At 46.4% G+C, this 25265-nt stretch carries 29 protein-coding genes; 12 read left to right on the forward strand and 17 right to left on the reverse strand.

The annotated features are described in order from the left end of the window. From ACQ4M5_RS24740 to ACQ4M5_RS24770, 7 genes are all read left to right on the forward strand, one after another. Positions 1–144, forward strand: a complete 144-nt coding sequence (locus ACQ4M5_RS24740) for a hypothetical protein (protein ID WP_430678367.1) — start codon at positions 1–3, stop codon at positions 142–144. A 412-nt stretch (positions 145–556) separates the two neighbouring features. After that, positions 557–2107, forward strand: coding sequence for a M48 family metalloprotease (locus ACQ4M5_RS24745; protein WP_430678368.1), 1551 nt, complete (start codon positions 557–559; stop codon positions 2105–2107). Then, entirely contained in the window at positions 2100–2435 is a 336-nt protein-coding gene (locus ACQ4M5_RS24750) for a hypothetical protein (protein ID WP_430678369.1), read from the forward strand. Before ACQ4M5_RS24745 ends, ACQ4M5_RS24750 begins: the two co-directional genes overlap by 8 nt. 48 nt (positions 2436–2483) lie before the next feature. After that, positions 2484–2774 (forward strand): hypothetical protein, encoded by a 291-nt coding sequence (locus ACQ4M5_RS24755; protein ID WP_430678370.1) that lies wholly within the window; start codon positions 2484–2486, stop codon positions 2772–2774. A 119-nt stretch (positions 2775–2893) separates the two neighbouring features. Beyond that, entirely contained in the window at positions 2894–3187 is a 294-nt protein-coding gene (locus ACQ4M5_RS24760; RefSeq protein ID WP_430678371.1) for a type II toxin-antitoxin system HigB family toxin, read from the forward strand. 14 nt (positions 3188–3201) lie between these two features. Further along, positions 3202–3579, forward strand: coding sequence for a helix-turn-helix domain-containing protein (locus ACQ4M5_RS24765; protein WP_430678372.1), 378 nt, complete (start codon positions 3202–3204; stop codon positions 3577–3579). A gap of 48 nt (positions 3580–3627) precedes the next feature. Then, on the forward strand, positions 3628–4614 hold the full coding sequence (locus ACQ4M5_RS24770) for a hypothetical protein (RefSeq protein WP_430678373.1): 987 nt from the start codon (positions 3628–3630) through the stop codon (positions 4612–4614). A 65-nt stretch (positions 4615–4679) separates the two neighbouring features. Here the strand turns inward: ACQ4M5_RS24770 and ACQ4M5_RS24775 are convergent, their stop codons facing one another. The 4 genes from ACQ4M5_RS24775 to ACQ4M5_RS24790 all read right to left on the reverse strand — a co-directional run bounded on the left by ACQ4M5_RS24775 (position 4680) and on the right by ACQ4M5_RS24790 (position 9251). Continuing rightward, on the reverse strand, positions 4680–5852 hold the full coding sequence (locus ACQ4M5_RS24775) for a TRAP transporter substrate-binding protein (RefSeq protein WP_430678374.1): 1173 nt from the start codon (positions 5850–5852) through the stop codon (positions 4680–4682). Beyond that, positions 5830–6387 carry an NYN domain-containing protein gene (locus ACQ4M5_RS24780; protein ID WP_430678375.1) on the reverse strand — a complete coding sequence of 186 codons (558 nt, stop codon included), beginning with the start codon at positions 6385–6387 and terminating at the stop codon, positions 5830–5832. The genes ACQ4M5_RS24775 and ACQ4M5_RS24780 overlap by 23 nt, the downstream gene beginning before the upstream one ends. A gap of 89 nt (positions 6388–6476) precedes the next feature. Then, a complete protein-coding gene (locus ACQ4M5_RS24785) occupies positions 6477–8375 on the reverse strand; it encodes a protein kinase domain-containing protein (RefSeq protein WP_430678376.1) in 1899 nt (632 codons plus the stop codon). Positions 8376–8861: 486 nt separating this feature from the next. Continuing rightward, the gene (locus ACQ4M5_RS24790; protein ID WP_430678377.1) at positions 8862–9251 is read right to left on the reverse strand and encodes a hypothetical protein; all 390 of its coding nucleotides are present in this window, start codon (positions 9249–9251) and stop codon (positions 8862–8864) included. Between the two features lie 38 nt (positions 9252–9289). On the opposite strand from ACQ4M5_RS24790, the gene ACQ4M5_RS24795 reads away from it, so the two are divergent. After that, positions 9290–9721, forward strand: a complete 432-nt coding sequence (locus ACQ4M5_RS24795; protein ID WP_430678378.1) for a hypothetical protein — start codon at positions 9290–9292, stop codon at positions 9719–9721. A 4-nt stretch (positions 9722–9725) separates the two neighbouring features. Here the strand turns inward: ACQ4M5_RS24795 and ACQ4M5_RS24800 are convergent, their stop codons facing one another. From ACQ4M5_RS24800 to ACQ4M5_RS24840, 9 genes are all read right to left on the reverse strand, one after another. Beyond that, positions 9726–10016 carry a hypothetical protein gene (locus ACQ4M5_RS24800; RefSeq protein WP_430678379.1) on the reverse strand — a complete coding sequence of 97 codons (291 nt, stop codon included), beginning with the start codon at positions 10014–10016 and terminating at the stop codon, positions 9726–9728. A gap of 3 nt (positions 10017–10019) precedes the next feature. Then, entirely contained in the window at positions 10020–10424 is a 405-nt protein-coding gene (locus ACQ4M5_RS24805; protein WP_430678380.1) for a DUF1308 domain-containing protein, read from the reverse strand. A 43-nt stretch (positions 10425–10467) separates the two neighbouring features. After that, the gene (locus ACQ4M5_RS24810) at positions 10468–10803 is read right to left on the reverse strand and encodes a hypothetical protein (RefSeq protein ID WP_430678381.1); all 336 of its coding nucleotides are present in this window, start codon (positions 10801–10803) and stop codon (positions 10468–10470) included. Between the two features lie 131 nt (positions 10804–10934). Next, positions 10935–11288, reverse strand: coding sequence for a DUF5615 family PIN-like protein (locus ACQ4M5_RS24815; RefSeq protein ID WP_430678382.1), 354 nt, complete (start codon positions 11286–11288; stop codon positions 10935–10937). Further along, the gene (locus ACQ4M5_RS24820) at positions 11288–11608 is read right to left on the reverse strand and encodes a DUF433 domain-containing protein (RefSeq protein WP_430678383.1); all 321 of its coding nucleotides are present in this window, start codon (positions 11606–11608) and stop codon (positions 11288–11290) included. Before ACQ4M5_RS24820 ends, ACQ4M5_RS24815 begins: the two co-directional genes overlap by 1 nt. A 199-nt stretch (positions 11609–11807) precedes the next feature. After that, a complete protein-coding gene (locus ACQ4M5_RS24825) occupies positions 11808–12941 on the reverse strand; it encodes an AAA family ATPase (protein ID WP_430678384.1) in 1134 nt (377 codons plus the stop codon). A gap of 36 nt (positions 12942–12977) precedes the next feature. Continuing rightward, a complete protein-coding gene (locus tag ACQ4M5_RS24830) occupies positions 12978–13199 on the reverse strand; it encodes a hypothetical protein (protein WP_430678385.1) in 222 nt (73 codons plus the stop codon). 223 nt (positions 13200–13422) lie between these two features. Further along, positions 13423–14124, reverse strand: coding sequence for an energy-coupling factor ABC transporter ATP-binding protein (locus ACQ4M5_RS24835; RefSeq protein ID WP_430678386.1), 702 nt, complete (start codon positions 14122–14124; stop codon positions 13423–13425). A gap of 6 nt (positions 14125–14130) precedes the next feature. Beyond that, on the reverse strand, positions 14131–14397 hold the full coding sequence (locus tag ACQ4M5_RS24840) for a hypothetical protein (protein WP_430678387.1): 267 nt from the start codon (positions 14395–14397) through the stop codon (positions 14131–14133). Positions 14398–14641: 244 nt separating this feature from the next. Between ACQ4M5_RS24840 and psbD the strand changes: the two genes are divergently transcribed. From psbD to ACQ4M5_RS24855, 3 genes are all read left to right on the forward strand, one after another. Next, positions 14642–15700, forward strand: coding sequence for a photosystem II D2 protein (photosystem q(a) protein) (gene psbD, locus ACQ4M5_RS24845; RefSeq protein WP_430676012.1), 1059 nt, complete (start codon positions 14642–14644; stop codon positions 15698–15700). 718 nt (positions 15701–16418) lie between these two features. Continuing rightward, positions 16419–18278, forward strand: a complete 1860-nt coding sequence (locus ACQ4M5_RS24850; protein WP_430678388.1) for an iron uptake porin — start codon at positions 16419–16421, stop codon at positions 18276–18278. Positions 18279–18527: 249 nt separating this feature from the next. Further along, complete coding sequence (locus tag ACQ4M5_RS24855; protein ID WP_430678389.1) at positions 18528–18722, forward strand: DUF2795 domain-containing protein; 195 nt, start codon at positions 18528–18530, stop codon at positions 18720–18722. Between the two features lie 99 nt (positions 18723–18821). Here ACQ4M5_RS24855 and ACQ4M5_RS24860 read toward each other — a convergent pair whose 3' ends face one another. Next, positions 18822–19022: a chlorophyll a/b-binding protein gene (locus ACQ4M5_RS24860; protein WP_058998328.1), complete on the reverse strand. Its 201-nt coding sequence runs from the start codon at positions 19020–19022 to the stop codon at positions 18822–18824. Positions 19023–19475: 453 nt separating this feature from the next. On the opposite strand from ACQ4M5_RS24860, the gene ACQ4M5_RS24865 reads away from it, so the two are divergent. Then, positions 19476–19799: an STAS domain-containing protein gene (locus ACQ4M5_RS24865; RefSeq protein ID WP_430678390.1), complete on the forward strand. Its 324-nt coding sequence runs from the start codon at positions 19476–19478 to the stop codon at positions 19797–19799. A gap of 60 nt (positions 19800–19859) precedes the next feature. Here the strand turns inward: ACQ4M5_RS24865 and ACQ4M5_RS24870 are convergent, their stop codons facing one another. The 3 genes from ACQ4M5_RS24870 to ACQ4M5_RS24880 all read right to left on the reverse strand — a co-directional run bounded on the left by ACQ4M5_RS24870 (position 19860) and on the right by ACQ4M5_RS24880 (position 25261). Continuing rightward, positions 19860–20708, reverse strand: coding sequence for an alpha/beta fold hydrolase (locus ACQ4M5_RS24870; protein WP_430678391.1), 849 nt, complete (start codon positions 20706–20708; stop codon positions 19860–19862). Then, complete coding sequence (gene uvrA / locus ACQ4M5_RS24875) at positions 20705–23662, reverse strand: excinuclease ABC subunit UvrA (RefSeq protein WP_430678392.1); 2958 nt, start codon at positions 23660–23662, stop codon at positions 20705–20707. Before uvrA ends, ACQ4M5_RS24870 begins: the two co-directional genes overlap by 4 nt. Positions 23663–23842: 180 nt before the next feature. Continuing rightward, a complete protein-coding gene (locus ACQ4M5_RS24880) occupies positions 23843–25261 on the reverse strand; it encodes a tetratricopeptide repeat protein (protein ID WP_430678393.1) in 1419 nt (472 codons plus the stop codon). Between the last annotated feature and the right edge of the window lie 4 nt (positions 25262–25265).

A 25265-nucleotide genomic window follows, 5' to 3' on the forward strand; every position in this document is an offset into this window, starting at 1 on the left:
ATGAGTAGTCACAAGAAAAAATTGGCAAAGAAAATCGCGAAAAAAGTTGTTCATAAGCTGAAGAAAAAACTTCCGAAGAAGCTTGCGAAACAGTTAGCCAAAGATTCTGCAAAGCGGCAAATTGCAGCGGTTCTCGATCGCTAGTTTTATGAGATTTTAAGAATACGATCTCTTGTCTTCGTGCCGTGGCAAATAGAATTTGTGACGGTGCAGGCGAAGTGTGACTACGTGCATTGAAAGAGTGTTTGAAAAGTATAAAAGCTGCTTTGCTTCGTTGCGAGTCCGCCCGGAAATGAATCTCCGGGCTAATGGAGGAAACTCCGCTGAAGCGGACTCAGAGAGCAATACGGAGTTCTTAGCCCAGTTTAGTGGGCTTCCCCCGATTAGCCCGGAGATCCATTTCCGGGCGGGTGAATGCAACAAATGATTACTTTTCAATCACTCTTCAAAAGCCTTTAAGCAAGTTCGCGTAGATGACTTAGTTTGTATCCCGGCAAGTTCTATTCCTGGGCATTCAAGGGGTTAACTGTCATTCTTAAAAATCGGGAGTTTCTGAATGAAGAAACAGGATGCTCGGAAACGGTTTCGCTGGTCTCTGCCAAGGTTCGTCGTCCTTTGTTGTGCCCTTTTGCTTCTCGTTCGTCCGATCGTATTCGCGATTTCTGTTTCTGCAACTTCGCCTCCTGTTGAAGCAAAACCGACAGAGGTTGCTAAACCGCCTGAACTATCAGAGCGTGAAAAGAAACTGATTGAAGCCGATCGATTATTCAAGGCAGGCAACAAAACGGAAGCTGAGAAGCTTTATCGTGAAGCGAAACCTGCATTTACAGGCGCGACTGAAGCAACGGTTCTAGAAGTCATCAATGATCCCGAAAAGCTCTCACCTGCGGGTCAAGTGTATTGGCGTGAATCGGAAGCGGGGTTAGCTCAGAATTTAGAAAGTCGAATTTTTGTGCCTTTAGAATTGCTCGTGAAGAACTATCCGCAGTTCATTCCGGGACAGTTGCGCTATGCGGAAGCGCTTGAGAAATATGGCAAGAATGAGCAAGCCTTAGCGGTTTTAGAAAAAGCTGCCACTCAGTTTGCGAATCAGCCCGATTTGATTAAAGCGAAAGTGGCGGCTTATGCGAAGAATGAGAAATGGATCGAAGCTTCGATCGCATCTCGACAATTCGCCTTACTCAATCCCGATCATCCTCAATCGGCTGAGTTTACGAAACTTGCCGAGAACTATCAAGACCGTTATCAAAGACAGTTACGCGGTCGATTGCGCGGAAATCTAATTGGTGGCATTCTTACAGGTGCGATCGGGTATGCGCTCACTGGAAGTTTATTTGGTCCACTCACCGCAGTTCAAAACACAGCATTGCTACTACGCGGAGAATCAGCAGTGGGCGATCGAGTGATGCGCCAAGCCCAACGACAGCTTGATCTCGTTGAAGATAAGGAAGTCAATGACTATGTGAACGGCTTAGGACAAAAGCTTGCAACTGCGGCAGGACGACAGGAATTTAAGTACGAATTCCACGTGATTCTCGATGATAAGTTGAATGCGTTTGCGCTTCCGGGTGGGAAAGTCTTTATTAATGCGGGCGCGATCGAGAAAGCCAATTCTGAAGCAGAACTGGCTGGACTTCTTGGACACGAAATCTCTCACGCCGTTCTATCTCACAGTTTCCAATTGATCACCGAAGGAACCTTAACCGCAAATCTAACCCAGTTTATTCCTTACGTGGGTGGACTGCTCACAGACATTTCAACTCTGAGCTATAGCCGCGAGATGGAACGTCAATCGGATGTTCTCGGAACTCGACTACTTGCATCGACGAACTATGCTTCAGATGGTTTGTACAATCTGATGGTTACATTGCAAAAGCAAGAAGAAAAAGAACAGCGAAATCGTCCTCCAGCTTGGCTCGCTTCACATCCGCTACCCAACGATCGAGTGAACTATCTACAAGAGCTGATCACAACAACCGGATACAATCGCTATGCGTTTGAAGGGATTGAACAGCATAAAGCGATTCAAACGAAGGTAAGTCAGTTGTTGAAAGAGCATAAAGCGCGGGAAGACAAGAAAGGCGATCGACAACACCGCAATGAGTAATCAAGCAAGTCGCATTGTTGCTTATCTGAGCGGAGGGATTGCGTTTGTTACCTCTGCTCTAATTTACCTAATCTATGTTTATCAGCTTGGATTCCCAGATGGATTTATTAGTGAATTAGGATATGCACAGAGAAATCTTGCCTATCTATTCATTGGAATCAGTGTTGGTTTAGGAACGTATTTTATCTATTTGGGAGCGATCGCGTCTCGAAAATGGATTGGAAGAAGATTAGCGATCGCGGTTTTCTTGTATGTGATTTCTGCGATCGTCATTTCGATGATTAATTACTACTATCGCTTACATCTACCAGGCAGTACAGGCGGCTGAAGTAGACTCTCTATTTTGGACTCTACGTAGTTCATACCGATAGACAACATGGAGAAGACACTGATTGATTATCTTGAAGCGGTTGAAGATCGAGAAACGTTTATCGAGTTTGTTCGGGCATTAATTCGCGATCGAGAAGCTTCCGTTTTGAGAGAACAGCAAGCCTCAGAATTCCAAAGAGGATATGGGGCGTTTGGCTGGCAGAATTGTTCGATCGAGTCTTATTTCGAGGCGGCGTTGGCTTGTGTTGAGGCTCATGCAGAGCGCGATGACATTTTGAAAGAAGCAACTTGTCGATCGTTTGCTGAGTTTCTTTATATTGGCAAGATTTACGAATAAGTTGAGAAACCAGCCGATTAGTAGAATAGCGATCGCTATCCATGTGGCAAGTTTTAGACCAGTAGCTTCTCAAATGCCCTGACTTGTTCCCGATATGGGAACAAGTTACACTGGACGCTATGCGTATTTTATCTCGCAGCACTCTACGAAATTTTTGGGAATCTCACTCAGATGCAGAAGAGCCGCTCAAAACTTGGTATTACGAGGCATCTCACGCCGATTGGCAAAGCCCTGTTGATGTCAAAGCTGCTCACGGTAATGCCAGCATCATTGCGGATAATCGAGTCGTTTTCAATATCAAAGGCAATACTTATCGACTAATTGTTGCGATTCGATATGACATTGGCATCATTTTTATTCGATTCATCGGAACTCATGCCGAATACGACAAAGTAGACGCAGAAACAATCTAAACCGAGGCTAATCTATGGAAATCCGACCGATTAAAACTGAAGCTGACTATCAAGAAGCTCTGCAAGAAATTGAATCACTCTTTGATGTGGCTCCAAATACTCCTGAATGCGATCGATTAGAGATTCTCAGCACCCTAGTCGATGCCTATGAGAAGACTCACTTTCCGATCGAGCTTCCTGATCCAATCGAAGCAATTCAATACTATATGGATTCTCGTGGATGGTCGCGACGCGACCTAGAGCCATGTTTGGGAAGTCGTGCAAGAGTCTCCGAGATTTTGTCACGCAAACGTTCTTTAACGCTGGAGATGATTCGGAAGCTGAATCAAGAGTTAGGAATTCCGGCTGAGATTCTAATTCAACCTTATGAGTCGATGCAAGCCTCTGCCTAGAAGTATGCTCTTCTAATAAGAATTCAACAGTTGAGATTAACTTAGAATATGCTTCATTCAAAAATTCTTGCTTTAAAGCAAGAGAATTCAAGGTTCTCTATCATAACTCCAGTCCTAGATGCTATTTCACTTGATACTTGTCAAGAAATTGATTGTTCAGCAACTGATAGCTTTCTTACGGAGAAGAAGAGAAATATTCTTAATTATCTGAAACGATATGACGTGGGATATGACTGCAAGCTCAAAGCAGCTTTAGACGAACATAATGAAGCTGCTCTCTACTTACTTTTTCAAAACAAATCAATTTCAATAGAAAGAGTCTGTGAAAGCAATCATCAAAAAACTCCCGATTTTAAGATTCTTCTGGAAGGGAAAAGCTTTTTTCTAGAGATGAAAACTTTAGGATTTGCTCAAGGAGATTTGAACTATATTGACGCTTTAGATAAGGGCTTAGATGCTAGAGTTTCTCTTGAGCAGCAGAGCAAGTCTGGCAAAAGAGTAGCAATCGCAGAAGTTGGTTTTGACCCACTCCAAAGCCAGAAACCGGACTATTTGCTTTGTTACGGAACATACTTCATTGACACAATAGTTCAGAAGATCAAACAGAATCTCAAGAAACAACAGTTTGAGCTTGGAGAGACTATACTCTTAATCGATTTATGCTTAATTGACACTCCCTTTGGACATAAGCTGAATTCCATTGCATTTTTTCATGAACCAATTCTCAAATCAGTAGTAAGTGGGTTACTGTGGCACACAGCTTTTGGAAGCTTAGGTGAACGAGTATTTACGCCCATTAGGTTTGAAGGGGCTAGTAATATTGAAGGGCAGCTCAAGACTGAGGGCATCTTGAGGGAGTTTGCTTGGATCAAAGCTTTGTGCTTTCAGACTTATAATGTAAGCCGAGAAAGAGCAATAGTGGGATTCTACAGATCGAGCGACGAAGACCTTATTCTTCCTCTTCTTAGTTATTTTTGTGATTTTACTAATGATGACCTTAATTCCAACGCATGGAGAATTCTTCAATCAATCTAGTCATGCTGGTTTTGCTCGTCCATATGTGATTGCAGTAAGTTATTAAACAATACGAAGAGTTAATCTCAACTCTCCGACCCCAACGAGAAATCCGAAAAGCTCAACTCATTAATCTTGTTCCACTGATAAACCTGATCGCGAAACTGCTTCCACTGTCCATACACCTGCTTAAACGTATTACTCTTCGCCGCATTCGCCTCGTACAGTTCAAACGAAGCCTTCTGTGCCGCCTGTAAAATCTCTTTGCTGTAAGGAGTTAACTGCGTTCCGCCTGCGATTAGTCGAGCGATCGCCTCTCGATTCAGCGCATCATACTGCGCCAACATATTCACATTCGCCTCAAACGCCGCCGTTTTAAGAACTTCTTGATACTCTTTCGGCAACTTCCGCCAAGCTGTTAAATTAATCTGCGTTTCCAAGGTCGGACCCGGTTCCCACCAGCCAGGGTAATAGTAAAACTTCGCGGCTTTATGCAAACCGAGCTTTTCATCGTCATACGGTCCCACCCATTCCGCCGCATCGATCGCGCCTCGATCCAACGCTAAATAAATCTCGCCGCCCGGAAGCACCTGCACATTCACGCCCAATCGCGACATTACTTCACCACCGAGACCGGGAATTCGCATCTTTAAGCCTTTGAGATCTGCGATCGTATTCACCCGCCGCTTAAACCAGCCGCCCATCTGTACCCCAGTATTACCCGATGGAAAGTTAATAATGTTGAAATCCGAATACAGCTTGTGCATCGTGTCGAGTCCGCCCCCGTGATACAGCCAAGCATTTTGCTGTTGAGCATTCAGCCCAAACGGAACCGCACAGCCAAACGCCAACGCCGGATTTTTCCCGGTGTAATAGTAACTCGCGGTATGCCCACACTCGACCGTTCCATTCTGCACCGCATCTAAAACCTGCAATCCCGGCACAATTTCCCCGGCTGCAAACGGCTGAATCACAAATCGTCCATCGGTCATCTCTGAAATCCGCCGACAAACCGTTTCCGCTCCGCCAAAAATTGTCTCCAAGGATTTGGGCCAACTGGTTGCCATGCGCCATCTGACCGACGGTAAAGCGGTTCCCGCCGTTGCCACACCTCGTTTGCGAATCGTACAAGCCGTTAAAGTACTTGATGCGATCGCGGCTCCCAATACAAATCTGCGCTTCATTCCTGTTGCCCAACTCGTATCGAAAATCTTACCGAGCAATGGGGACAGAAATTCAATCGCGCTTGTCTTTCCCAAATCGCAAATCTTCTAAGCGCTTCTGAGCATCGGGATCGATCGAGTGCATCAACAATCGTCCCGCTGATTTCTTCTTCGGTTTCAATTTGCTCTGAACTCGCCGCGCCGCAAACTCAACTTCGTTCGCCAATTTTTCCGCAGACATCCACTCTGCCCCGTATCCCACCACGGTTAATTGTTGAGCGCGATCGCTCGTCGCCACAATCAACCGCTGCTTAAACTTGCGAATGTCGTGCCGAAAATCTGCACAAGTTTTCTCAATATACGTATCTGCCGTCTGTCCAAAATCGGTGTAGCAGACAAATAAATACTTTGTAATTTCCTCACGATTCGTCGGACAATCCCGATACTGCGCGTCAAACACGACATGGGTTTCAAAATTTTGATAGGAGCTATACCCAATCAGCGTTTCGACTAATTTGCGTCGCGATTCTTCTAAACCGTCTCGATCGCGAATCACTTTCAACTCATGCCAAGCTCCGACTATGTTATAGCCGTCCACCAATAGAAGTGCCTGTGGTGCAGAACGTGGCATCACTCAACGCTGAAAGGACATTGCAAAGATTGATATACTTCACCCCTCAATAATATTGCATTTTCTTAATTTGTTGGGGAATGAACGGGCTAATCGTCATCCCCCTCATCATCGTTAGAAACCGTTCGGTTCGCCTTGCTTCTCTTTTGTGGCGATTGTTTTTGCCGCGCTTGAGCGCTACTTCGACCCAGCTTTCGATCAATCTGCTGCCGCAAACTCAACGCATCTGCATAATCGGGACGGAGTTGGATTGCTTTATTGATCGACGAAACCGCCTCATCCATGCGCCCCAAACTCCACAGCGCTGCACCCCGATTATTCCAAGCTTCGGCTAGCTCTGGTTTGAGGGCGATCGCTTTGTCAAATGCAGCGATCGACTCCTCTAATCGATTGAGCCGTAAGAGCAGCGTTGCTTTATTACTCCAAGCTTCAGCAAAATCGGGTTTGAGAGCGATCGCACGTTCATAAAGGGGTAAAGCTTGCTCATATCGTTGCTGCTGATCTAGGGCATAACCCTTGCTCCAAAGTGCTTCTGGATAATCTGAACGGAGTGCTAAAGCAGCATCACACGCCACGATCGCGTCTTGACTTCGCTGCAAATAGTTCAGGTTGTAGCACCGTCCCCAGTGCGCTTTTGCGGATTTGGAGTCGAGCGCGATCACCTTTTCATAAGTATCCAACGCGCTCTGATATTGCTTCGCGGTTTGTTGCTGTTCGGCTTGGGTGAGCAGTTGCGCTACTTGCTCGGCGGGATTCGGGGAAGGGGAAACAGCCGGAGCGTTTGACTGAGTGATCGGCTGAGTTTGGGGTGGGCGGGTCGCAGTCCAGCCGACAAAAGCAAGCACCGTTAGCCCGATCGCAGGCGGTAGAACGCGATGATGGGGGACTCTGGCAAGGGATTCACGCCATCGAATCGGGACAAGTTGCTTGAGCGTGTTGATCTGTGGCAAAGACGTATTTCTTGCAGGGTCTGGAGCTAAGGCGGTCGATTGAGACGGTGCGAAGAAAGGCAATTTACGCCGAGCAAGCGGGGCTGAATTTGGGACAGGATTAACAGCGATCGTTACTTCAGTCGGTGGAGACTGGGCAGGCGGCGGTGAAAGGGGGAACAGAACAGGCGGCGGGGTAATGCCTGCGGAAATGGCTTGAATTGCAGTCAAGGCTTCTACCGCAGTGGCATATCGATCGCGAAAATCAGGACAAATCATTTGCTCTAGAACGGTTGCGATCGCAGAATCGAGATGCGGCACATCGTCGCGCCATTGCAGCTTGCCTGTATTCGGGTCTTGATTCATTCGACGCGGACAAATTCCGGTCAGTGCCTCGATCGCGACTACGCCAATCGCATAGATATCACTACTGAAGCGGGGAGTGCCTGCAATTTGTTCGATGGGCATATAGCCGGGAGTGCCAATCCCGATCGTTTGAGTCGGAGCGGCATGAGGATGGCTCAATGCCGTACTCACTTGCTTCACGGCTCCGAAATCGATCAGCACAATTTTGTGATCCGATCGCCGCCGCATCAGATTCGAGGGTTTGATGTCGCGATGGATGACGTTCTGCTGATGCACAAAAGCCAGCACATCGAGCAGGCTTTGAAGCATGAAGATGACTTGCGCTTCTGTCCAACGCTGTCCAGCAATCAGTTCTTCGCTTAGGGGAGTGCCATCGATCCACTCCTGAACTAAATAAAATTCTGACCCCTCCTGAAAGTGAGCCAGCAGGCGCGGAATTTGATCGTGATGTCCTAATTGATAAAGAACTTGGGCTTCTGTATCAAACAGGCGAGCTGCAACCTGCAAGCTTGAAGGATGGGTGGATTGGGGCTTGAGTTGCTTAACGACGCAGTGAGGTTGTCCGGGTAGGTGTAGGTCTGTGGCGAGAAAGGTTTGCCCAAATCCACCCGCTCCTAACTCTTGAATGATTTGGTAGCGACCGCCCAACAGACTTTTGGGCGCATTGAATTGAAAGCGCTGTAAAAAACTCACGTATTCCCCTCACGCTATGTTGCCTTTCCCTTACTTCCGAAGCCCAATCCAATTTTCAGGCAACCTTTTTAATTTTGTTCACCGCCTAATTTGCTACGGACGAAGGCAATGTGCAATTTGTGCCTTGATCAAAAGAATTTTTGACAGGATCAAAACCCGAATCGCTCAAGCTTCTATCTCATGGAAACTTGAGCGATCGTGTTCGGTCATCCAGGGTTTGAGGTTTAACAATTGCTTAACGGGTAAGCAGGCTGAACAAATCTGTGGAACAAGCAAATTTTAGAGGAAGCGATTTGCTAAGGAGATTTCTACTGAAAGAGCTTACCGTTTGAGAGACTGCCCTTCGGCTTCGCTCAGGGCGCAATCTTTAGCTGACTGAGCGAAGCCGAAGACAGCGGGTAATTTGTTTTCGATAAGTCTCCTAATCTTGCATTGGGATAGAGAGATAGAAAGATTGATCTCTTGCTATCTCTCCACTTTGGCTGCCTAGCTATCCACCACATTCGTCAGCTTTGCCAGATTGCTTTTTGCCCGACCTTGAGAGCTTTTCCGAACCCGATCGCTCTTACGAATTCCGCCTGCCATTTCATACTCACGGCTATCGTTGCCGTATTTTCCACAAACCCCATTCATCAACTGATCGAGCAGGTTGCCCATCGTCTTTTCCATTTCATCAATTCTCAATTTTGCCGCATTGAGTTCTGCGATCGTGTTGTTGTAGTCAATTAAACTAGCGTTCAATTCTGTAATTTGCTGAGACAGCACTTCAAGGTTCCGATCGTTGCCAAAATCCATGCGTGGGTCAACCGATCGGAACTTCAAAAGCTGGATTTGACCTTTATCGAGAACGCGAGAAGTGCGTTGTGCGCGTGCCATTTTAGGATGCTCCCTAAATTTAAGTTTCTAGTGCTAGTTTGGCTTTCGCAACTCAGAAATTCTTTGAGTATATGGCGCAAGAAATTGTAATTTTTTCGAGAAGATTTGCGATCGCATCTCATGGTTTTCCGCAGCAAGATGAGAGGAGTCGGTATCTTCACCAGAAAAATCGCAATATTCAGGGTCAATGTCACGATGTTGAGGGTCAATGTCACGATGTTGAGGGTCAATGTTGCGGAATTCACGAGGAAGATTGCAATATTCAGGGTCAATGTCACGATGTTGAGGGTCAATGTCGCAACGTTGACGGTGAATATCAGGAATGGAGAGCGCAAAACGAAACCGCCAGTACTCATCTGCGAAACGGTGGCAGCGGCGACCTCAGCAACTTGCAAATCTTATGTCGATCGTACAATTCCCGCAAAAAACACACCTTCGATCCGAGATCCGATCGACAATTTGACCTCTAGCTTTTTACTCATTCTCAAGAAGCCAATTCTCATATCCACAGCGAATCAACTTCTGTTTCACTTCTTCGACTGCAAATGAGCCTTCTGCCATTCCAACTCGATACACGTCATTCAAAACAATAGGATATTCTCTTCCCGTCAATTCAGCGATCACTTGAGCCAAACCTCGATCGGACATTTGCTTATAAAGAATTGACAACAAAGGAAGATACTCTTGCTCTTCAATTCCTTGTGGAAAAGCGCATTGAAGTAATTGATAAGTACTTACAAGGTGGGTCGGAATAGTTTTTTGCATGATTTAACGACCTGTCAATGGATAAGAAGAATGAAGATAAACATTGAAATCTACACCTTGGGCACTAGCGGCTCGAACGGCTTTTGCATCAGCAGTCATCGTCACAATCCCCATTTGATCGCCTGTGCCTAGAATAATGATATCGTTCGGGTCTAAACTTCGCGTCGGTTGTAATGTTTGAGCCGCGATCGACAAATTATCAGCCACAACCGTCACTCGATCGAGAAATCGACTCGCTCTTTCCTGTTCCAAGACACCGCCGGAAAACTGAACGATATTCGCGAATTCATCGAAAGCGGTTTGCGCCATTATCAATTGCTGATTCTGAACAAATGCTTTAAGTTGATGGCGAACAGTAGACCCTTCAGCGACAAACGCGATCGCGGTATTGGTATCAAGATTAATCACGCTCTATTTGTTGGTCGCTACAGTTTTTTCATAATTCCCTGATTTAATTTGCGCTAGACATATCAATCTCAATACAGCGATCGTTCTCATTGAGCGATAACCATTCTACTAATTCATTTGATGGAAGTAGTACTGCCCAATCGATCGCTTCTACTGGTCGAAATAATTGGGGCAGAAGTAGCGTAAACGCCCAATCGGTTTGTTGTTGACCGTTACAAATCCAAACCTTGCCAGCAATCTTGGGAGCAGAATAATCAAGCTGATACTCAACAGGGATAAACCCGTCACACCAAAGAAATCGAAACCGTCGCTCTGAATGCTCCCGAAGCGCTTCGCAACAGCAAAACTCTAAACGCTCCCAACACTCTGCCCCATTCATTCTGTGTCATCTTGATTGCAGCATCTCGAAAGCTCACGCAAAGCATTTTTATATTTCTCGTTAATCTTCTGATAAGCCTGCATTGCTTTTTCTGAATTGGTTGTCATCTTTAAGACTTTCTAACTGTCTTCTCAAAATGGAAAAGTCATAATCTGGTTTACCCACTCCTCTGATACAGACGCTTCCCAAATCAGGATGATTGCGTCGATCGCTTCACCAATCGGAAGATTCTGAGAAAGAATGAGAACGCCAGAACTCGTTTGCGAAACGATAAATTGACCAAACTCAGTCGGCATCGTTTTACGATCGTGTGTCACCAGCACTCTACCCTGTCGCGCCGCAAGTGCTAAAACTTCTGGGTCTTTCAGCCCTTCAAGTTCTGCTTCATTCGCTGACTGAAAATCTAGATTCGGCTGTCTACGAGTTACACCAGTCACGATCGCTTGTCTAAGATCGGCATCCGCTTGAAATCGAATCTCTGCCATTATTTTTGAGCTTGAGCCGCTTTCAACTTTTGATACAGCAAAGGATTCTTTTCTCGACAAGCCTTCTGTAACTGCTCAAATTCCGCTTCACCTTCTCTCAGATACGCATCAATTAGCGATCGATTTGCTAAATAGAAAGCGATCGCGCCATACACTTGTTCAAGCGACAACAACGGAAAATTTTGACCAATGCTTTCCGGGGAATCCCCATTGAGAAACGAGTAAACAACAGAATCGAGCGAGATCCGAGTTCCTTCAATCCAATATCCTGCTCCTCGTTGCTCAATGTATGACTTTGCCAGAATCGGAGCTAATGCCATAAAAATACCAGTGGTTCAATAATCAGATTTTAGGTGATACGAAATGCGATCGCATCAAAGAAACACAACACATGACTAATCGATCAACCCTGCCTTCGATAAATCTCCTCATCCCGTCAAGCACATTTCTCTTTGCTATAGCGCGGATGCCGATTTGCCTTTTCTTTCAAGTGCGTTCTCATTTTGAAATCAGCAATATCTAAAGAAGACACTCTGCTAACTGTGATTGAGAAGGAACATCACCAGGTAAAAAGGTTTTCAAGTCTTCTTTAGATGGAGTTCCTGTTGCCGCTAAACGATTGCATTGGTTCGCAATACAACGATCGAAGATATTTCTGACAAATCTGCCATTTCCCAATTCCCCGATCTGTCCCTCAAACTTTTTAACCAGTTGATTCACTTTCTTGAGCGTTTCATCTGAGACTAGATAACCGTGTTGCTCACATCTAGTTTTGAAAATCTCAACCAACTCAGCAGGTGAATAATCTTCAAAGTGAATCGATCGCGCAAATCTCGATTTCAGTCCTGGGTTCGAGTCAATGAAACGAGCCATCTCTCCTTTGTATCCTGCAACAATGACCACCAAATCTTCTCGATGATCTTCCATCATTTTCAAAAGCGTGTTGACTGCTTCTTGTCCAAACATATCGCTTCGTTCTGCTGGAACAAGAGAATAAGCCTCATCAATAAAAAGAACACCACCTAAAGCAGATTCAATCACTTTCGCTGTTTTAGGTGCAGTTTGTCCCAAATATTCCGCGACTAAATCTGTTCGATCGACTTCGACAAAATGCCCTTCTGAGAGAACGCCGAGATCCTTATAAATTTCGCCAAGAATCCGAGCGACTGTCGTTTTGCCCGTTCCAGGATTGCCAGTGAATACCAAATGCCTAGTAATCGAGGGAGCCTTTAAACCTGCCTGCGTTTGCATTCTCGAAACTTTTGCAATGTTGACTAATTCTTGAACAGTCGATTTCACTGTGTTCAAACCCGTCAATGACTGCAATAGATGAGAAGGATCAAGGTCTTTAGAAGATTCTGTTTGCGTTGTGCCGCTTTCAACGAGATCATCAAAAAGATTTCCATAAAGTGACACAGCAACTTCTTTCGCATACTTATCGCTCGCCTGTTTAGCAAAACGACCCAGAAGTTTACGAGCGTTTTGAATTGCGACATCTTTAGACGGAGCTTCTGAATAGAAGAGACAATCTAGCGAAAGTACTTTTTCAGCTTTTTGAAGAAAATCACTAGCAGCTTTTGGGCTATCCCATGCCGCCCAGAAATAAGAGTTACCGAGTGTACAAACGCTAAAGATGGGTGGAATGACCGACATAACACTATCCGTCCGCAGAAACGAGAGGCTTTTCAGTCACATATTACCCATCGGGTAATATGTGACAAGCACCTTGCTAACGGTTACTTTCACCGAATCTTCAACGTCTTTAGCCTGAATTAATCTATACTTCATCCGTTCCGGATCGCCCTTATCGACAATCCTTCTAATTCTTAAAGCACGATCGTACATCGCCTCTCCGATCAGCGATCGCTCTAATCCTTTCCCACTGTTGTATGAAGCAGATCCTGTGTTCACTTCATAAAACACTGCTTTCTATAAAGTAGATCCTGCGTTCACTTCACAAAACACTGTGAACCGGAAACAAAACGCTGTGTTCTATGAAGCAGATCCTGTGTTCACTTCACCGATTGCTGTGTTTCGTGAAGCAGAACCTGTATTCGCTTCACAAATTGCTGTATTCAATAAATGAAAAGCTGTATTCGTCTTACTGAATTGCCCGATCGCTTCGCAAAACCTTCTAATCTTCAACGTCTTCGGTCTGCATCAATCTTTGCTTCAGCCGTTCAGGATCGCCCTTATCAACAACCTTCCCTGCTTCCAACAAGAACGCCCCGTCGCAATATTCCAATTCTTCCAGCCGATGCGTCACCCAAAGCGCCGTAATGCCCCGCTTCTTCACGAGCGTCTGCACCTGCGCTACCAACTCCAACTGGCTATCCGGATCAAGCAACGCGGTCGGCTCATCTAATAAAAGGACATCGCAATGACGAGCGATCGCACCCGCGATCGCAACTCGCTGTTTCTGCCCCCCACTCAGCGCATAAATCGGACGACGCTGAAACGCCCCCAAACTCACAGCCGTCAGCGACTCTTCCACCCGCTCTCGAATCTGCGCCGTCGTCAATCCTTCCTGCACCAGCCCAAACGCCACATCCGCCCCCACTGTCGGCATCACCAACTGATGATCTGGATTCTGAAACACAAAACCAACCGGAGGCATGATATAAATCTCTCCCCCAGTCGGTTTCAGCAATCCTGCCAACAATCTCAGCAGCGTAGATTTCCCGCTACCATTCGCGCCCAGCAGCATCCAAAACTCCCCTTTCGGCACTTCCAGCCCACAAGACTGCAAAATCGCCTTGTCTTCCGACCAGCCAAAACTTAAGTCGATCGCTTGAATCGCAGAGAGTCCTTCCTGCATGGGCGCGTCTATGGTCATACTGTTCTATTCCGCCGTTGCAAATGAGAATCCTGCGGGTCTGCCCGAAGCTGCCGCACTCGATTTCTCATACATCTGAACAGCCGCAATATTATCCGCAAACACTGCGATCTTCTTATCGGTTTGGCGATCGCAGGTAAATTCCAGCAATCCCCCGCCGCCCTTCATCGCGGTGGTGATTTCTTGAAACGTCGCTTCCGCTGCTTCCGCCGATTTCCGTAGAAATGAGAGACCGAGCGGGTTTCCTTTCAGGGTTAATTCGAGAATATACATAATGTCGATCGTACAAACTGCCAGTTCTCAGTATCGCAAATATCCGCAGAAACGGCTTGCTTCCCATTGTGTCGGATGGGGATCATTTTGAAAGAATTTCCATAATTCTAAGATTTGTTAAGAAAAAGACTGGAAATTTTCAGAGAAGTCTTCATATAATCAGGAGCATAGGTAACGAAAAGTAAACTCTATTCATAATTCAGAGTTTACTTCTCGCACCCGTATTTATTTGGAGATTATTCAAATGACCATCGCAGTAGGTCGCGCACCAGCGCAGAGAGGCGTATTCGATGCCCTCGACGACTGGCTCAAACGCGATAGATTCGTCTTCGTCGGCTGGTCTGGCATCCTGCTCTTCCCCTGTGCGTTCATGGCACTCGGCGGCTGGATGACCGGAACCACCTTCGTTTCTTCCTGGTACACCCACGGACTCGCATCCTCGTACCTCGAAGGCTGTAACTTCCTTACCGTTGCCGTTTCCACACCCGCCGACAGCTTGGGACACTCCTTGCTCTTGCTCTGGGGACCGGAAGCGCAAGGCGACTTCACCCGCTGGTGTCAACTCGGCGGACTCTGGACGTTCGTTGCCCTCCACGGCGCGTTCGGTTTGATCGGCTTCTGTCTGCGTCAGCTTGAGATCGCACGACTCGTGGGCATTCGTCCTTATAACGCGATCGCGTTCACCGGACCGATTGCCGTATTCGTCTCGGTGTTCTTGATGTACCCCTTGGGACAATCGAGCTGGTTCTTCGCACCTTCGTTTGGTGTGGCTGCCATCTTCCGATTCATCTTGTTCATTCAAGGCTTCCACAACTTCACCCTCAACCCATTCCACATGATGGGCGTGGCGGGCATCTTGGGTGGCGCACTGCTCTGTGCGATTCACGGCGCGACTGTGGAGAACACCTTGTTTGAAGACGGCGACGGGTCGAGCACCTTCCGGGCGTTCAACCCAACCCAAGCCGAAGAAACCTATTCGATGGTGACGGCGAACCGCTTCTGGTCGCAGATCTTTGGAATTGCGTTCAGCAACAAACGGTGGCTGCACTTCTTCATGCTGTTCGTTCCGGTGACGGGACTATGGATGGCATCGGTCGGCATCATCGGGATTGCGCTGAACTTACGCGCATACGATTTCGTATCGCAAGAGTTACGCGCAGCCGAAGACCCGGAATTTGAAACGTTCTACACGAAGAACATTTTGCTGAACGAGGGCATCCGGGCGTGGATGGCATCTCAGGATCAGCCGCATGAACACTTTGTATTCCCTGAAGAAGTATTGCCTCGCGGTAACGCTCTCTAAGGAGCAAAGTCTTTCTGATTCCATTGGCTCCCACCCAAGAGGTAGGAGCTTTTTTTAATGCTTGACACATTCGAGAATGGGTATGCTACATTGAATTACAGATGAAGGAATTCGATGAGTTCCGAGTCTGTAAACCCTTTGAAATTTATCCACTTAGGACATAGGAGGTGATGCCCATGCCAGATAGTAGTAAACGCTTGGGTCGTCAGGTTAGAGTTAGTCGGCTGTGCGCCGGGGCTGTTCTCTAACAGTTATTTCAGACCTTTTGTAAGTATTGTCCGTACAATTCTTCAATTACTGGACTAACTCGGAGTTTCCTTCCGGCAGTCTGGTTTCTAAACTGAAGACCCACTACACCGCTCTTGTTCTTGAATGTTGGATGCGTCCAGCTTTCTCCCGAACAAGAGCGGATAGCTTTTTAAAGGAAAATCTTACGCGATCGCTCCAAAGATGTACGTCTTTAGATAGAGGAGTCAAAGTTTTTAGTGCGGCACTCTATAAAAAAATGGGCACTCTACCAACTGAACCGCCGCAAATTCCTGTAATAAAATCCTGACAGTTGGAGAATTGTCACACATCAAGCGTGTCACTATTCGGCTCTAGCAGGTAAACTAATTTGCAGTGGTGAAGTTGTGCAGTAATCTTGCCAACTTCGTAATTTTGATATAGAAGGCTCCGCTAGTCGTTCTATCTGTAGGTGTGAGGAAAACTAAACACAATGCGTAAGATTTTATTGAACTCTCTGTTCACAAGTCCTGCTGTCTTGGGCGCAGCTTTGATGATGTCTTCCTCCGCAATCGCGGCTCCGAAGGCAGAAGTCGCTGGATTGCCCGCTCTCGAAGTTGGAACTCAGTCGAAGGTCGTTGCACCTCTCGCTGAAGTCAAAGCTCTGGCTGATGTCAAATCGCTCAACACCGAGAAGACCGCTGAGGCAGTCAAGCCCCAACCCCAGGTCGCAGCAGAATTCAGCCCTGCTAAGTCTGTAGTCGTAAACGAGCCTGTAAAAGTTGCCCAAGCCGCAACCGAAACTCCGGCAACCCCCAGCGTTGATTCCTTAACTCAAATCAACCGCTATAGCCGTGAAGGACAAGGTGCAACTAGCGCAGGTCAAGTCACTTCGGTGTCTCAGCTTTCCGATGTTCGCCCCACTGACTGGGCATTCCAAGCACTCCAATCCCTCGTTGAGCGCTATGGCTGTATCGCAGGTTATCCCGATCGTACTTATCGCGGTAATCGCGCTCTCACTCGTTTTGAGTTCGCAGCAGGTCTCAACGCTTGTCTCGATCGCGTCAACGAACTGATCGCAGCTTCGACCGCAGACCTGGTTAAAAAAGAAGACCTCGCAACCCTCCAAAAGCTGCAAGAGCAATTCGCAGCAGAGTTGGCAACGATTCGAGGACGAGTGGATGCGTTGGAAGCTCGCACCACAACCTTAGAGAGACAGCAATTCTCCACCACAACGAAACTCGCGGGTGAAGCGATCTTCGCAGTTACCGATGAGTTTGGTGTCCGTGGAACTGGCGGAAACAACACTGTCTTCCAGAACCGCATTCGTTTAGCGTTGAACACCAGCTTCACCGGAAGAGACTTGTTAGTCACCCGGATTGCTGCGGGCAATGCTGACCTCTTCACACTTCCTCCGGGCAGCGGTGCTGAAGGAATTCAAACCTTCAACTTTGGTAACACAGGTGGAAACCGCGCCTTTATCGACTGGGTTGCTTACTACTTCCCGGTTGGCGAAAACTTGAGATTCTACATCCCAGCAGTCAGCGGTTTGCACTATGACTACGCGCCGACGATCAGTCCTGCTTTAGATGCGGCTGACGGTGGTACAGGTCCGCTCTCTGTCTTCGCTCAACGTAACCCGATCTACTTGATCGGTGGTGGTACTGGAATTGGTGCGACTTTCGGTCTGAACAGCGCTTTCCAACTCAGTGCAGGTTATCTGGCTGACAACTCAGACGGAAGCCAACTCACCTTTGGAGCAAACAACCCTGGTGCTGGCGGCGGCTTGTTCAACGGCAGCTACAGTGCCTTGGCTCAGTTGACCTTCAATGCCAGCGATGCGCTGCAAATCGGTTTAACCTACGTCAACGCTTACCGTCGTGGCGCAATCTTTGACGGTGGTTCGGCGTTAGCTTCTTCTGGAACCTTCCTGGCAAACCGTAACATCGGTGGATCAGGTGCTTCCCAAGTCAGCGCTTACGGTGCTTCGGTTGCGTTCAAACTCAGCCCGAACATTGTCTTGAACGCATACGGTTCGTACATCAGCGCCAACTTCGTGGATGATGGCGAAGGCTCGAAGGACATCTGGACTTATGGTGTTGGCTTGGCGTTCCCTGACTTCGGTAGGAAAGGTAACTTGCTCGGATTCTTCGCAGGTGCTGAACCGTACATGGGTAATCCTGGTGCTGGCTTGCGGAATGATGTTCCGTTCCACTTTGAAGGATTCTACAAATATCAATTGACCGACAATATCTCGGTTACTCCGGGCGTGATCTGGGTTGTGAATCCGGGTCAGAACGAAGCGAACGATGATGCGGTAATTGGTACGATTAGAACAACTTTCACGTTCTAAAATTGGCTAAAAACCTCACTTATTTCGAGTGAGTTTTGGGAACAATTAATCGATTTGTGCTTCAAATTCGCTAAGCGAACTATCAATGTTTGCTTCAGTTTGGTAAGCCTCATTTCAACCCTGTCAAATTGGCAGGGTTTTTGTTTTGCCGTCTGCAAGAAGATAGAGACTAAAACGGCACTGTGGATCGAGGTTTTAACACTGAGTTGAATTTATGCTTTTGACGTAATCTCGCTTTGGAGAAGCGTTATGGCAAAGGTAAATCCGATCGATGTTCAAAAATGTTTGAAGGGTATTGACTACCCGGTTAACAAAGAAGATTTGATCAAACACGCAGAAAAGAATGGGGCAGATGAAACGTTGAAATCACTGCTTCAAGACCTACCAGAGGAAGAATTTGCAAAGCCAACCGATGTGAATAAAGCGATCGGACAAGTTGAATAAGTTCTAATCAAGCTGCATTTCTGAGGTGCAGCTTTTTAAGTCGCAAAAACGGGTGTGAAAGACTTAGCTCTCACACCCGGATTAATTATTAGATTCTAATTAGCCAACCAAGTGCAACAAATCACGCACAACGCTGTAACCTGCCAAATCCCAAAGGAGGTATGCGAGAAAACCAATCATTGCGAAACGTCCATTCCAAAGTTCAGCTTGGGGAGTCCAGCCAAACAAGAATGCGTTACGATCTTTGCCATTGTACGCAGTAGAAATCGGTAAATCGGTGGTGCTAGGAGGAGTTTGCATATCTATTAATTCCAAACGCTTCATAATCGTTATATTACTGTTCATTCTTTTATTTGCTGTCTACCTGTAGAAGCAAGCTATTTCTCTTTCCATCGATAGATATGAAATCAATTTTTTAATTAATTGTAGGTTAGTGATGTAAGCTACCTCGAAACTGTTAAATTCAATGCTATTTTTGAAATGTTTTATCGAGAATAGAATGAACCGACGTAGATCGTATTCAACACTACGATCGCTTTTTCTAAATGATTGTAAAGTAGAGACTACACTCGCAGTTCAGGTATTGAATTGGCGAACTTCCAGCTACATCCTGAGATAGAGGTAAAGGCAATCACCGACCGCTACATTTGTATAAGCTTAATTAATATCTTTGTAGCGATTTCTCTTTTGCCTAGCATCTATTGAAGCTGGGGTTTCCCTATCTATCATCGTTTAGTAGTCAGGTTGTGGGGTATGGAATTATTAACTCGGACGATTCAGTTCCCAGAGACGTTAGATGACATGGCGATCGCTCAATTCCATGAGCAAGCAAACGAAGCAGTTCATTCAGATTCGGATGCGATTCTCGTGGATTTCGCGAAGGTTGAGTTTATGAGTAGTCCTGGTTTGATGGCATTGGTGATTGCATTTAAGCGATCGCGTGAAGCAGGAAAGCCAATGCTCTTACAATCTGTCAATGAGCGCATTAGAATGCTTCTAGAACTAACTGGGATGGATAAAGTGTTTGAGATTATGGAAAGTCCCGTTGAAGAAAGTGAACAAGTCTTAGTCAATTAATAAAATAAAAAACCGGATCTAGATTAGATCCGGTTTTTTGTTAGATAAACTCTTGAATATTTAGATAAACTCTCGAATATATTGATTCACTAATTCGGGCTGTTCTTGTTGCACCCAGTGGCTACAGTTTGGAATATATCGAATGCGAAAATCCTTGACGTATTCTTCAGTCCCATAGGTTAATTCTTTACCTAATGCGGTGTCTTGTTCTCCCCAAATCATTAGAGTGGGTACATCTAAAACGCCCCAATTTTTTCCAACAATTCCAGACTGAAACGCATTGCGATAATAGTTAATCGAGGAAGTTAAAGCGCCTCGTTTTGCGATCGCATCTTTATACTTTTCAATGTCCTCTTTCGTAAAGGCATCCTTGTTCACTGCCATTCCCAAAAATGCAGATTCTAGTGCTTTGTAGTCGTTTAGGGGAATTAGAATTTCGGGCAGGATAGGAATCTGGAACAGAAAGATATAGAAGCTTTTCAGCAATTGTTGGGGTGTCGTTAATCCTTGAGCGAACTTTGCTGGATGAGGCAAATTTAAGATCACTAGCTTATCGAGCATATCGGGATAAGTATAGGCAAAATTCCATGCGATCGCACCTCCCCAATCGTGTCCCACGAGCGTACATCGCTGATAGCCTAATCCTTCGATCACACCTTTCACGTCAGCAATAAATTCAGACATTCGATAGGCATCATTGCCAGTGGGTTTATCGCTATCGTTGTAGCCGCGAAGATCGATCGCAACCGCTTTGTGATTTTTGGCGAATTCTGGGATTTGTTTACGCCAGGAATACCAGAACTCAGGGAAGCCGTGTAGAAAAAGAATTAAATCACCTTCGCCTTGAGTAACGTAATGCAGATTGATTCCGTTTGTGAAAATGCGATCGTGCGTCCAAGTTTCGATCATGATCCTGCTGGATATTGTTGTAGAACTTGCTGAAGATATTGACCCGTATAAGACCGAGGATTTTTTGCAACTTCTTCGGGTGTTCCAACTGCGACAATTTCGCCGCCTCGATCGCCGCCTTCAGGACCGAGATCAATAATCCAATCTGAACATCGAATCACATCTAAATTGTGTTCGATCACCAAGACCGAATTGCCTTTATCGACTAACCGTTGGATCACATCGAGGAGTTTGTGAACATCGTAGAACGATAATCCGGTCGTGGGTTCATCAATTAGATAGAGTGTTTTGCCCGTCGCACGTCGAGAGAGTTCGGTGGCAAGTTTGACCCGTTGTGCTTCTCCACCGGAAAGAGTGGGAGCCGTTTGACCGAGCCGCATGTAACCAAGACCGACATCGACCAAAGTTTGGAGACGATTTGCAGCTTGAGGAATGTTCTTGAAGAATTCCGCGCCTTCCTCGACGGTCATGGCTAGAACGTCTGCGATCGATTTCCCTTTGAATTTCACCTGCAAAGTTTCGCGATTGTACCGTGCCCCTTTGCATACCTCGCATTGCACATAGACATCGGGAAGGAAATTCATCTCGATTACATTCACGCCTTGACCACTACAGGCTTCGCAGCGTCCGCCTTTGACGTTGAACGAGAATTGACCGGGCTTGTAACCTCTGGCTTTGGCTTCGATCGTTTCGCAGAAAACTTCACGAATACAATCAAAAACACCTGTATAGGTCGCAGGATTCGATCGAGGAGTTCGACCGATCGGGGATTGGTCGATGACGATCGCTTTATCGAGCGCATCTAGTCCCTTTACAGGTTTCATCTCTTTCGGTTGTGGAACCTTCTGCCCAAAGTGATGCTGAATTGCTGGATAAAGCAGTTCATTGATTAGCGTTGATTTGCCAGAACCGGAAACGCCCGTCACACAAACCAATTTACCGAGCGGAAATTCGACATCAATGTTTCTAAGATTGTTGCGTCTGGCATCTCGGATAATCAGCGATCGACCATTTCCTTCTCGGCGTTCTGGGGGAGTTTGAATTGATCGACGACCCGAAAGATAAGCTCCAGTCAGCGATTCTTCTGCGTTCAAGAGCGTGTCTAAATCGCCTTGAGCTACAATTCGCCCACCATGAACACCCGCACCGGGTCCAATATCGACTAAATGATCCGCCGCACGAATCGTTTCTTCATCGTGTTCAACCACGATTAAGGTATTTCCCAAATCGCGCAGTTTAGTCAAAGTATTGAGCAATCGAGTGTTATCACGTTGATGCAATCCAATACTCGGTTCATCTAGAACATAGAGAACGCCTGTCAGTCCTGCACCGATTTGAGTGGCTAAGCGAATTCGCTGAGCTTCACCGCCAGAGAGCGTCATCGCCGTTCGATCGAGCGTCAAATAATCTAATCCCACATCAAGAAGAAACTGCAATCTCGCTTTGATTTCTCGTAAGACTAAATCTCCGATTTGGGCTTGTCGATCGCTTAATTTCAGATTCTCAACTCGATCCAAACATTCTCGAATCGAAACCCCTGTAAATTCATGAATTCGATATTGTCCTAACCGCACTGCGAGCGATTCTGGTTTCAATCGTTTTCCGCCACAAACATCACAGGCTTGATCGATCAAATATTGTTCTAATTTCTGTTTGTACAGGTCGGAACTGGCTTCTTGATATTGTCGATCGAGCAGTGGAATCGCCCCTTCATATCGACGGTGATACCCTTTGTTTTCTCGATATCGCGAATCAACTTCAATCCAAATCGGATCTTTGGAACCGTACAACATGACATGTTGTTGTTCTGGAGTGAGTTGATTCCAAGGTGTTTGAATATCGAAACCAAAAGCTTCAGCAACACTGCAAATTAAAGACAAGTAATAAGTATTATCTTTGTCTGACCAAGGCGCGATCGACGCATATACCGGAAGATTCGGATTCGGGATAATCAGTTCAGGTGAAAACGTGCGATGACTGCCGATTCCATGACAGTTTGGACAAGCTCCATACGGCGAGTTGAATGAGAACAATCGGGGAGAAAGTTCTTCCATCACTGCGCCATGTTCAGGACAAGCAAAGTTCTCAGAAAAAACAAGTTCTGAAGGTTGATCTTCTGCACTTTCTTGCATTAGATCAATCACTGCAATTCCGCCCGATCGCTTTAAACAAGTCGTCAAAGAATCGCTCAATCGTTCTTGCATATCGTCTTTTTTGACTAAGCGATCGACGACTACTTCAATCGTATGCAATTGATTTTTATCAAGCTCGATCGAGTCACTTAACTCACGAACTTCTCCATCAATCCGAACTCGCACAAATCCTTCTGCTGCTAGTCCTGAAATTAATTTACGATGCGTTCCTTTCTTGCCTCGAACCACAGGCGCGAGAATTTGAAAACGAGTTCGATCGGGTAATTCCATAACGCGATCGACCATTTGATCAATCGTTTGAGGCGCAATTGATCGATCGCAAATCGGACAATGTGGATTCCCGGCGCGACCATAAAGCAACCGCATATAGTCGTAGATTTCCGTGACCGTTCCAACCGTCGATCGAGGATTGTGCGAAGTCGATTTTTGATCGATCGAAATGGCTGGACTCAAGCCTTCGATCGCATCGACATCCGGTTTATCAACCTGCCCCAAGAATTGACGCGCATAAGCACTGAGCGATTCAACATATCGCCGCTGTCCCTCTGCAAAAATCGTATCGAATGCAAGAGAAGACTTTCCTGATCCTGAGACTCCGGTAAACACGATTAAGCGATCGCGCGGGAGTTCGAGATCCACATTTTTCAAATTATGCTGACGTGCGCCGCGAATCCGAATGGAATTGAGCGAAACAATCTTTCTCGCCGAATGTTTCGATCCGTTCGATTCGATTTCGGCTCCTAAATCGGGGCTTAAGACTGGAACATCGGAGCTTTTGGATTTGCTAACACGCTTTGGCATTCGGAGGGCGAAGAAATAGTCCTTAACGATTCTATCGCTCTAAATAGCGATCGAGTTGTTTTGTACTCAGGATCAATCGGTGCGATTTTCTACACCGCATCAATGCCACTCAAATTTGCCGCTATGAGGGACTGAAATCATCCTGAATGAGACGATCGTAAATCGGAACATTTTTACGAATTACTCAACAGATTCTTTCTGAAGCTTGGCGCGATCGCGAATGGCAGGTTGAAAATTCGGATTGTATTTCAATGCTTGATCGTAAGAATAAATTGCATCTCGATCGCGTTTCAGTTCTGCCATGACGCGACCGCGCCAATACCAAGCCCCGTGATGATTTGGCTGAAGTTGCAACGCTTTATCAAAACAGGCGATCGCTTCTCGAAATCGTCTGAGTTTAATCAACGAACTTGCAGAACAGCACCATAAATTTGCGTTCTCTGGCTGGAGTTGCAGCGCTTTATCGTAGAACGCGATCGCTTCTTCGTATCGCGCCAACGTATACAACACATTCCCACGCCAGCGCAGCACTTCAGGATCAGACGGATTCAATTTGACCGATTGATTTGCAGCGATCGCAGTTCCGGCATGATGTTGTAGTTTCTCCAGCACTTGACCTTTCTGAAACCAAGCCCCGTAATTATCTGCGGGAGTCGATTGTTTCTGTGATTGCGCTCCAGAATTTAATCGAGCAAGGACTCGCTGCCGTCCCTCGATCGCCGCTTTCCAGTCCGCCCGAAGCTGAATCGCACGAATGTACGACAGTAACGCCTCTTCGTGTTGTTCGGTCGCTTCGAGTGCTTTAGCGCGATCGTGCCAACCCCAATAATTGTCTGGCTGAAGCTCGATCGCTTTGTCGTAAGCCGCGATCGCATCTTCAAACCGCTCTAAACTCTGAAGCACTGTCGCCCGTTTGAACCAAGCCAAATGATCGTTCGGCTGCAAATCAACCGCGCGATCGTAAGCGTCCAGGGCTGCCTCAAAGTTCGCTTGACCTTCAAATGCCATTCCGCGCATTAACCAAGCTGATGCTTCGTCTGCATCTTCTGAAAGTTCCGCACAGTCTTCCAAGTCGTCTACTGGCAGATTGTAAAGTGAATCGACTTGCTGAATCTGCGACAAAATTCGCCGCCGACTTTCTACGGCTAATTGAAAACTCGGCTTTAATTGAACGGCTCGATCGAATGCCTCAACCGCTTCCTCGTAACGTTTTAACGTCTCTAATACTTTCCCAGTGTCATGCCACGCCCAATAATTTTCCGGCTGGAGTTCAATCACTCGCTGATAGCAAATCAACGCTTCTTTCGGCTGATTCAAGCTCTCCAAAACCGCTCCGCGCTTAAACCACGCCAAATAATCACCGGGCTGAAGTTCAATGACTTTGTCATAACACTCGATCGCATCTTCAAACCGCTGCAAATTCTCACACGCGATCCCGCGCTTAAACCAAGCGGTATAGGTTGACTGAAAGTCGATCGCTTTATCGTAAGCCGCGATCGCTTCTCGGTAGCGCTGGAGTTGAAACAGTTCGTCGCCTCGCTCTAACCAGGTCGAGACGGATTCATCGATCAAAGATTTGGATTCAGGGGACGGTAGCATAAGG

The organism is Leptolyngbya sp. AN10 (assembly GCF_050565645.1).
In the GTDB taxonomy this organism is placed as follows: domain Bacteria; phylum Cyanobacteriota; class Cyanobacteriia; order Leptolyngbyales; family Leptolyngbyaceae; genus Leptolyngbya.

What these genes read in the sequence shown, in the direction of transcription:
- ACQ4M5_RS24740 (WP_430678367.1), top strand. Translation starts at nt 1, where the DNA reads ATGAGTAGTCACAAGAAAAAATTGGCAAAGAAAATCGCGAAAAAAGTT.
- ACQ4M5_RS24745 (WP_430678368.1), top strand. Translation starts at nt 557, where the DNA reads ATGAAGAAACAGGATGCTCGGAAACGGTTTCGCTGGTCTCTGCCAAGG.
- ACQ4M5_RS24750 (WP_430678369.1), top strand. Translation starts at nt 2,100, where the DNA reads ATGAGTAATCAAGCAAGTCGCATTGTTGCTTATCTGAGCGGAGGGATT.
- ACQ4M5_RS24755 (WP_430678370.1), top strand. Translation starts at nt 2,484, where the DNA reads ATGGAGAAGACACTGATTGATTATCTTGAAGCGGTTGAAGATCGAGAA.
- ACQ4M5_RS24760 (WP_430678371.1), top strand. Translation starts at nt 2,894, where the DNA reads ATGCGTATTTTATCTCGCAGCACTCTACGAAATTTTTGGGAATCTCAC.
- ACQ4M5_RS24765 (WP_430678372.1), top strand. Translation starts at nt 3,202, where the DNA reads ATGGAAATCCGACCGATTAAAACTGAAGCTGACTATCAAGAAGCTCTG.
- ACQ4M5_RS24770 (WP_430678373.1), top strand. Translation starts at nt 3,628, where the DNA reads ATGCTTCATTCAAAAATTCTTGCTTTAAAGCAAGAGAATTCAAGGTTC.
- ACQ4M5_RS24780 (WP_430678375.1), bottom strand. Translation starts at nt 6,387, where the DNA reads ATGCCACGTTCTGCACCACAGGCACTTCTATTGGTGGACGGCTATAAC.
- ACQ4M5_RS24790 (WP_430678377.1), bottom strand. Translation starts at nt 9,251, where the DNA reads ATGGCACGCGCACAACGCACTTCTCGCGTTCTCGATAAAGGTCAAATC.
- ACQ4M5_RS24800 (WP_430678379.1), bottom strand. Translation starts at nt 10,016, where the DNA reads ATGCAAAAAACTATTCCGACCCACCTTGTAAGTACTTATCAATTACTT.
- ACQ4M5_RS24810 (WP_430678381.1), bottom strand. Translation starts at nt 10,803, where the DNA reads ATGAATGGGGCAGAGTGTTGGGAGCGTTTAGAGTTTTGCTGTTGCGAA.
- ACQ4M5_RS24815 (WP_430678382.1), bottom strand. Translation starts at nt 11,288, where the DNA reads ATGGCAGAGATTCGATTTCAAGCGGATGCCGATCTTAGACAAGCGATC.
- ACQ4M5_RS24820 (WP_430678383.1), bottom strand. Translation starts at nt 11,608, where the DNA reads ATGGCATTAGCTCCGATTCTGGCAAAGTCATACATTGAGCAACGAGGA.
- ACQ4M5_RS24825 (WP_430678384.1), bottom strand. Translation starts at nt 12,941, where the DNA reads ATGTCGGTCATTCCACCCATCTTTAGCGTTTGTACACTCGGTAACTCT.
- ACQ4M5_RS24835 (WP_430678386.1), bottom strand. Translation starts at nt 14,124, where the DNA reads ATGACCATAGACGCGCCCATGCAGGAAGGACTCTCTGCGATTCAAGCG.
- ACQ4M5_RS24840 (WP_430678387.1), bottom strand. Translation starts at nt 14,397, where the DNA reads ATGTATATTCTCGAATTAACCCTGAAAGGAAACCCGCTCGGTCTCTCA.
- psbD (WP_430676012.1), top strand. Translation starts at nt 14,642, where the DNA reads ATGACCATCGCAGTAGGTCGCGCACCAGCGCAGAGAGGCGTATTCGAT.
- ACQ4M5_RS24850 (WP_430678388.1), top strand. Translation starts at nt 16,419, where the DNA reads ATGCGTAAGATTTTATTGAACTCTCTGTTCACAAGTCCTGCTGTCTTG.
- ACQ4M5_RS24855 (WP_430678389.1), top strand. Translation starts at nt 18,528, where the DNA reads ATGGCAAAGGTAAATCCGATCGATGTTCAAAAATGTTTGAAGGGTATT.
- ACQ4M5_RS24860 (WP_058998328.1), bottom strand. Translation starts at nt 19,022, where the DNA reads ATGCAAACTCCTCCTAGCACCACCGATTTACCGATTTCTACTGCGTAC.
- ACQ4M5_RS24865 (WP_430678390.1), top strand. Translation starts at nt 19,476, where the DNA reads ATGGAATTATTAACTCGGACGATTCAGTTCCCAGAGACGTTAGATGAC.
- ACQ4M5_RS24870 (WP_430678391.1), bottom strand. Translation starts at nt 20,708, where the DNA reads ATGATCGAAACTTGGACGCACGATCGCATTTTCACAAACGGAATCAAT.
- uvrA (WP_430678392.1), bottom strand. Translation starts at nt 23,662, where the DNA reads ATGCCAAAGCGTGTTAGCAAATCCAAAAGCTCCGATGTTCCAGTCTTA.
- ACQ4M5_RS24880 (WP_430678393.1), bottom strand. Translation starts at nt 25,261, where the DNA reads ATGCTACCGTCCCCTGAATCCAAATCTTTGATCGATGAATCCGTCTCG.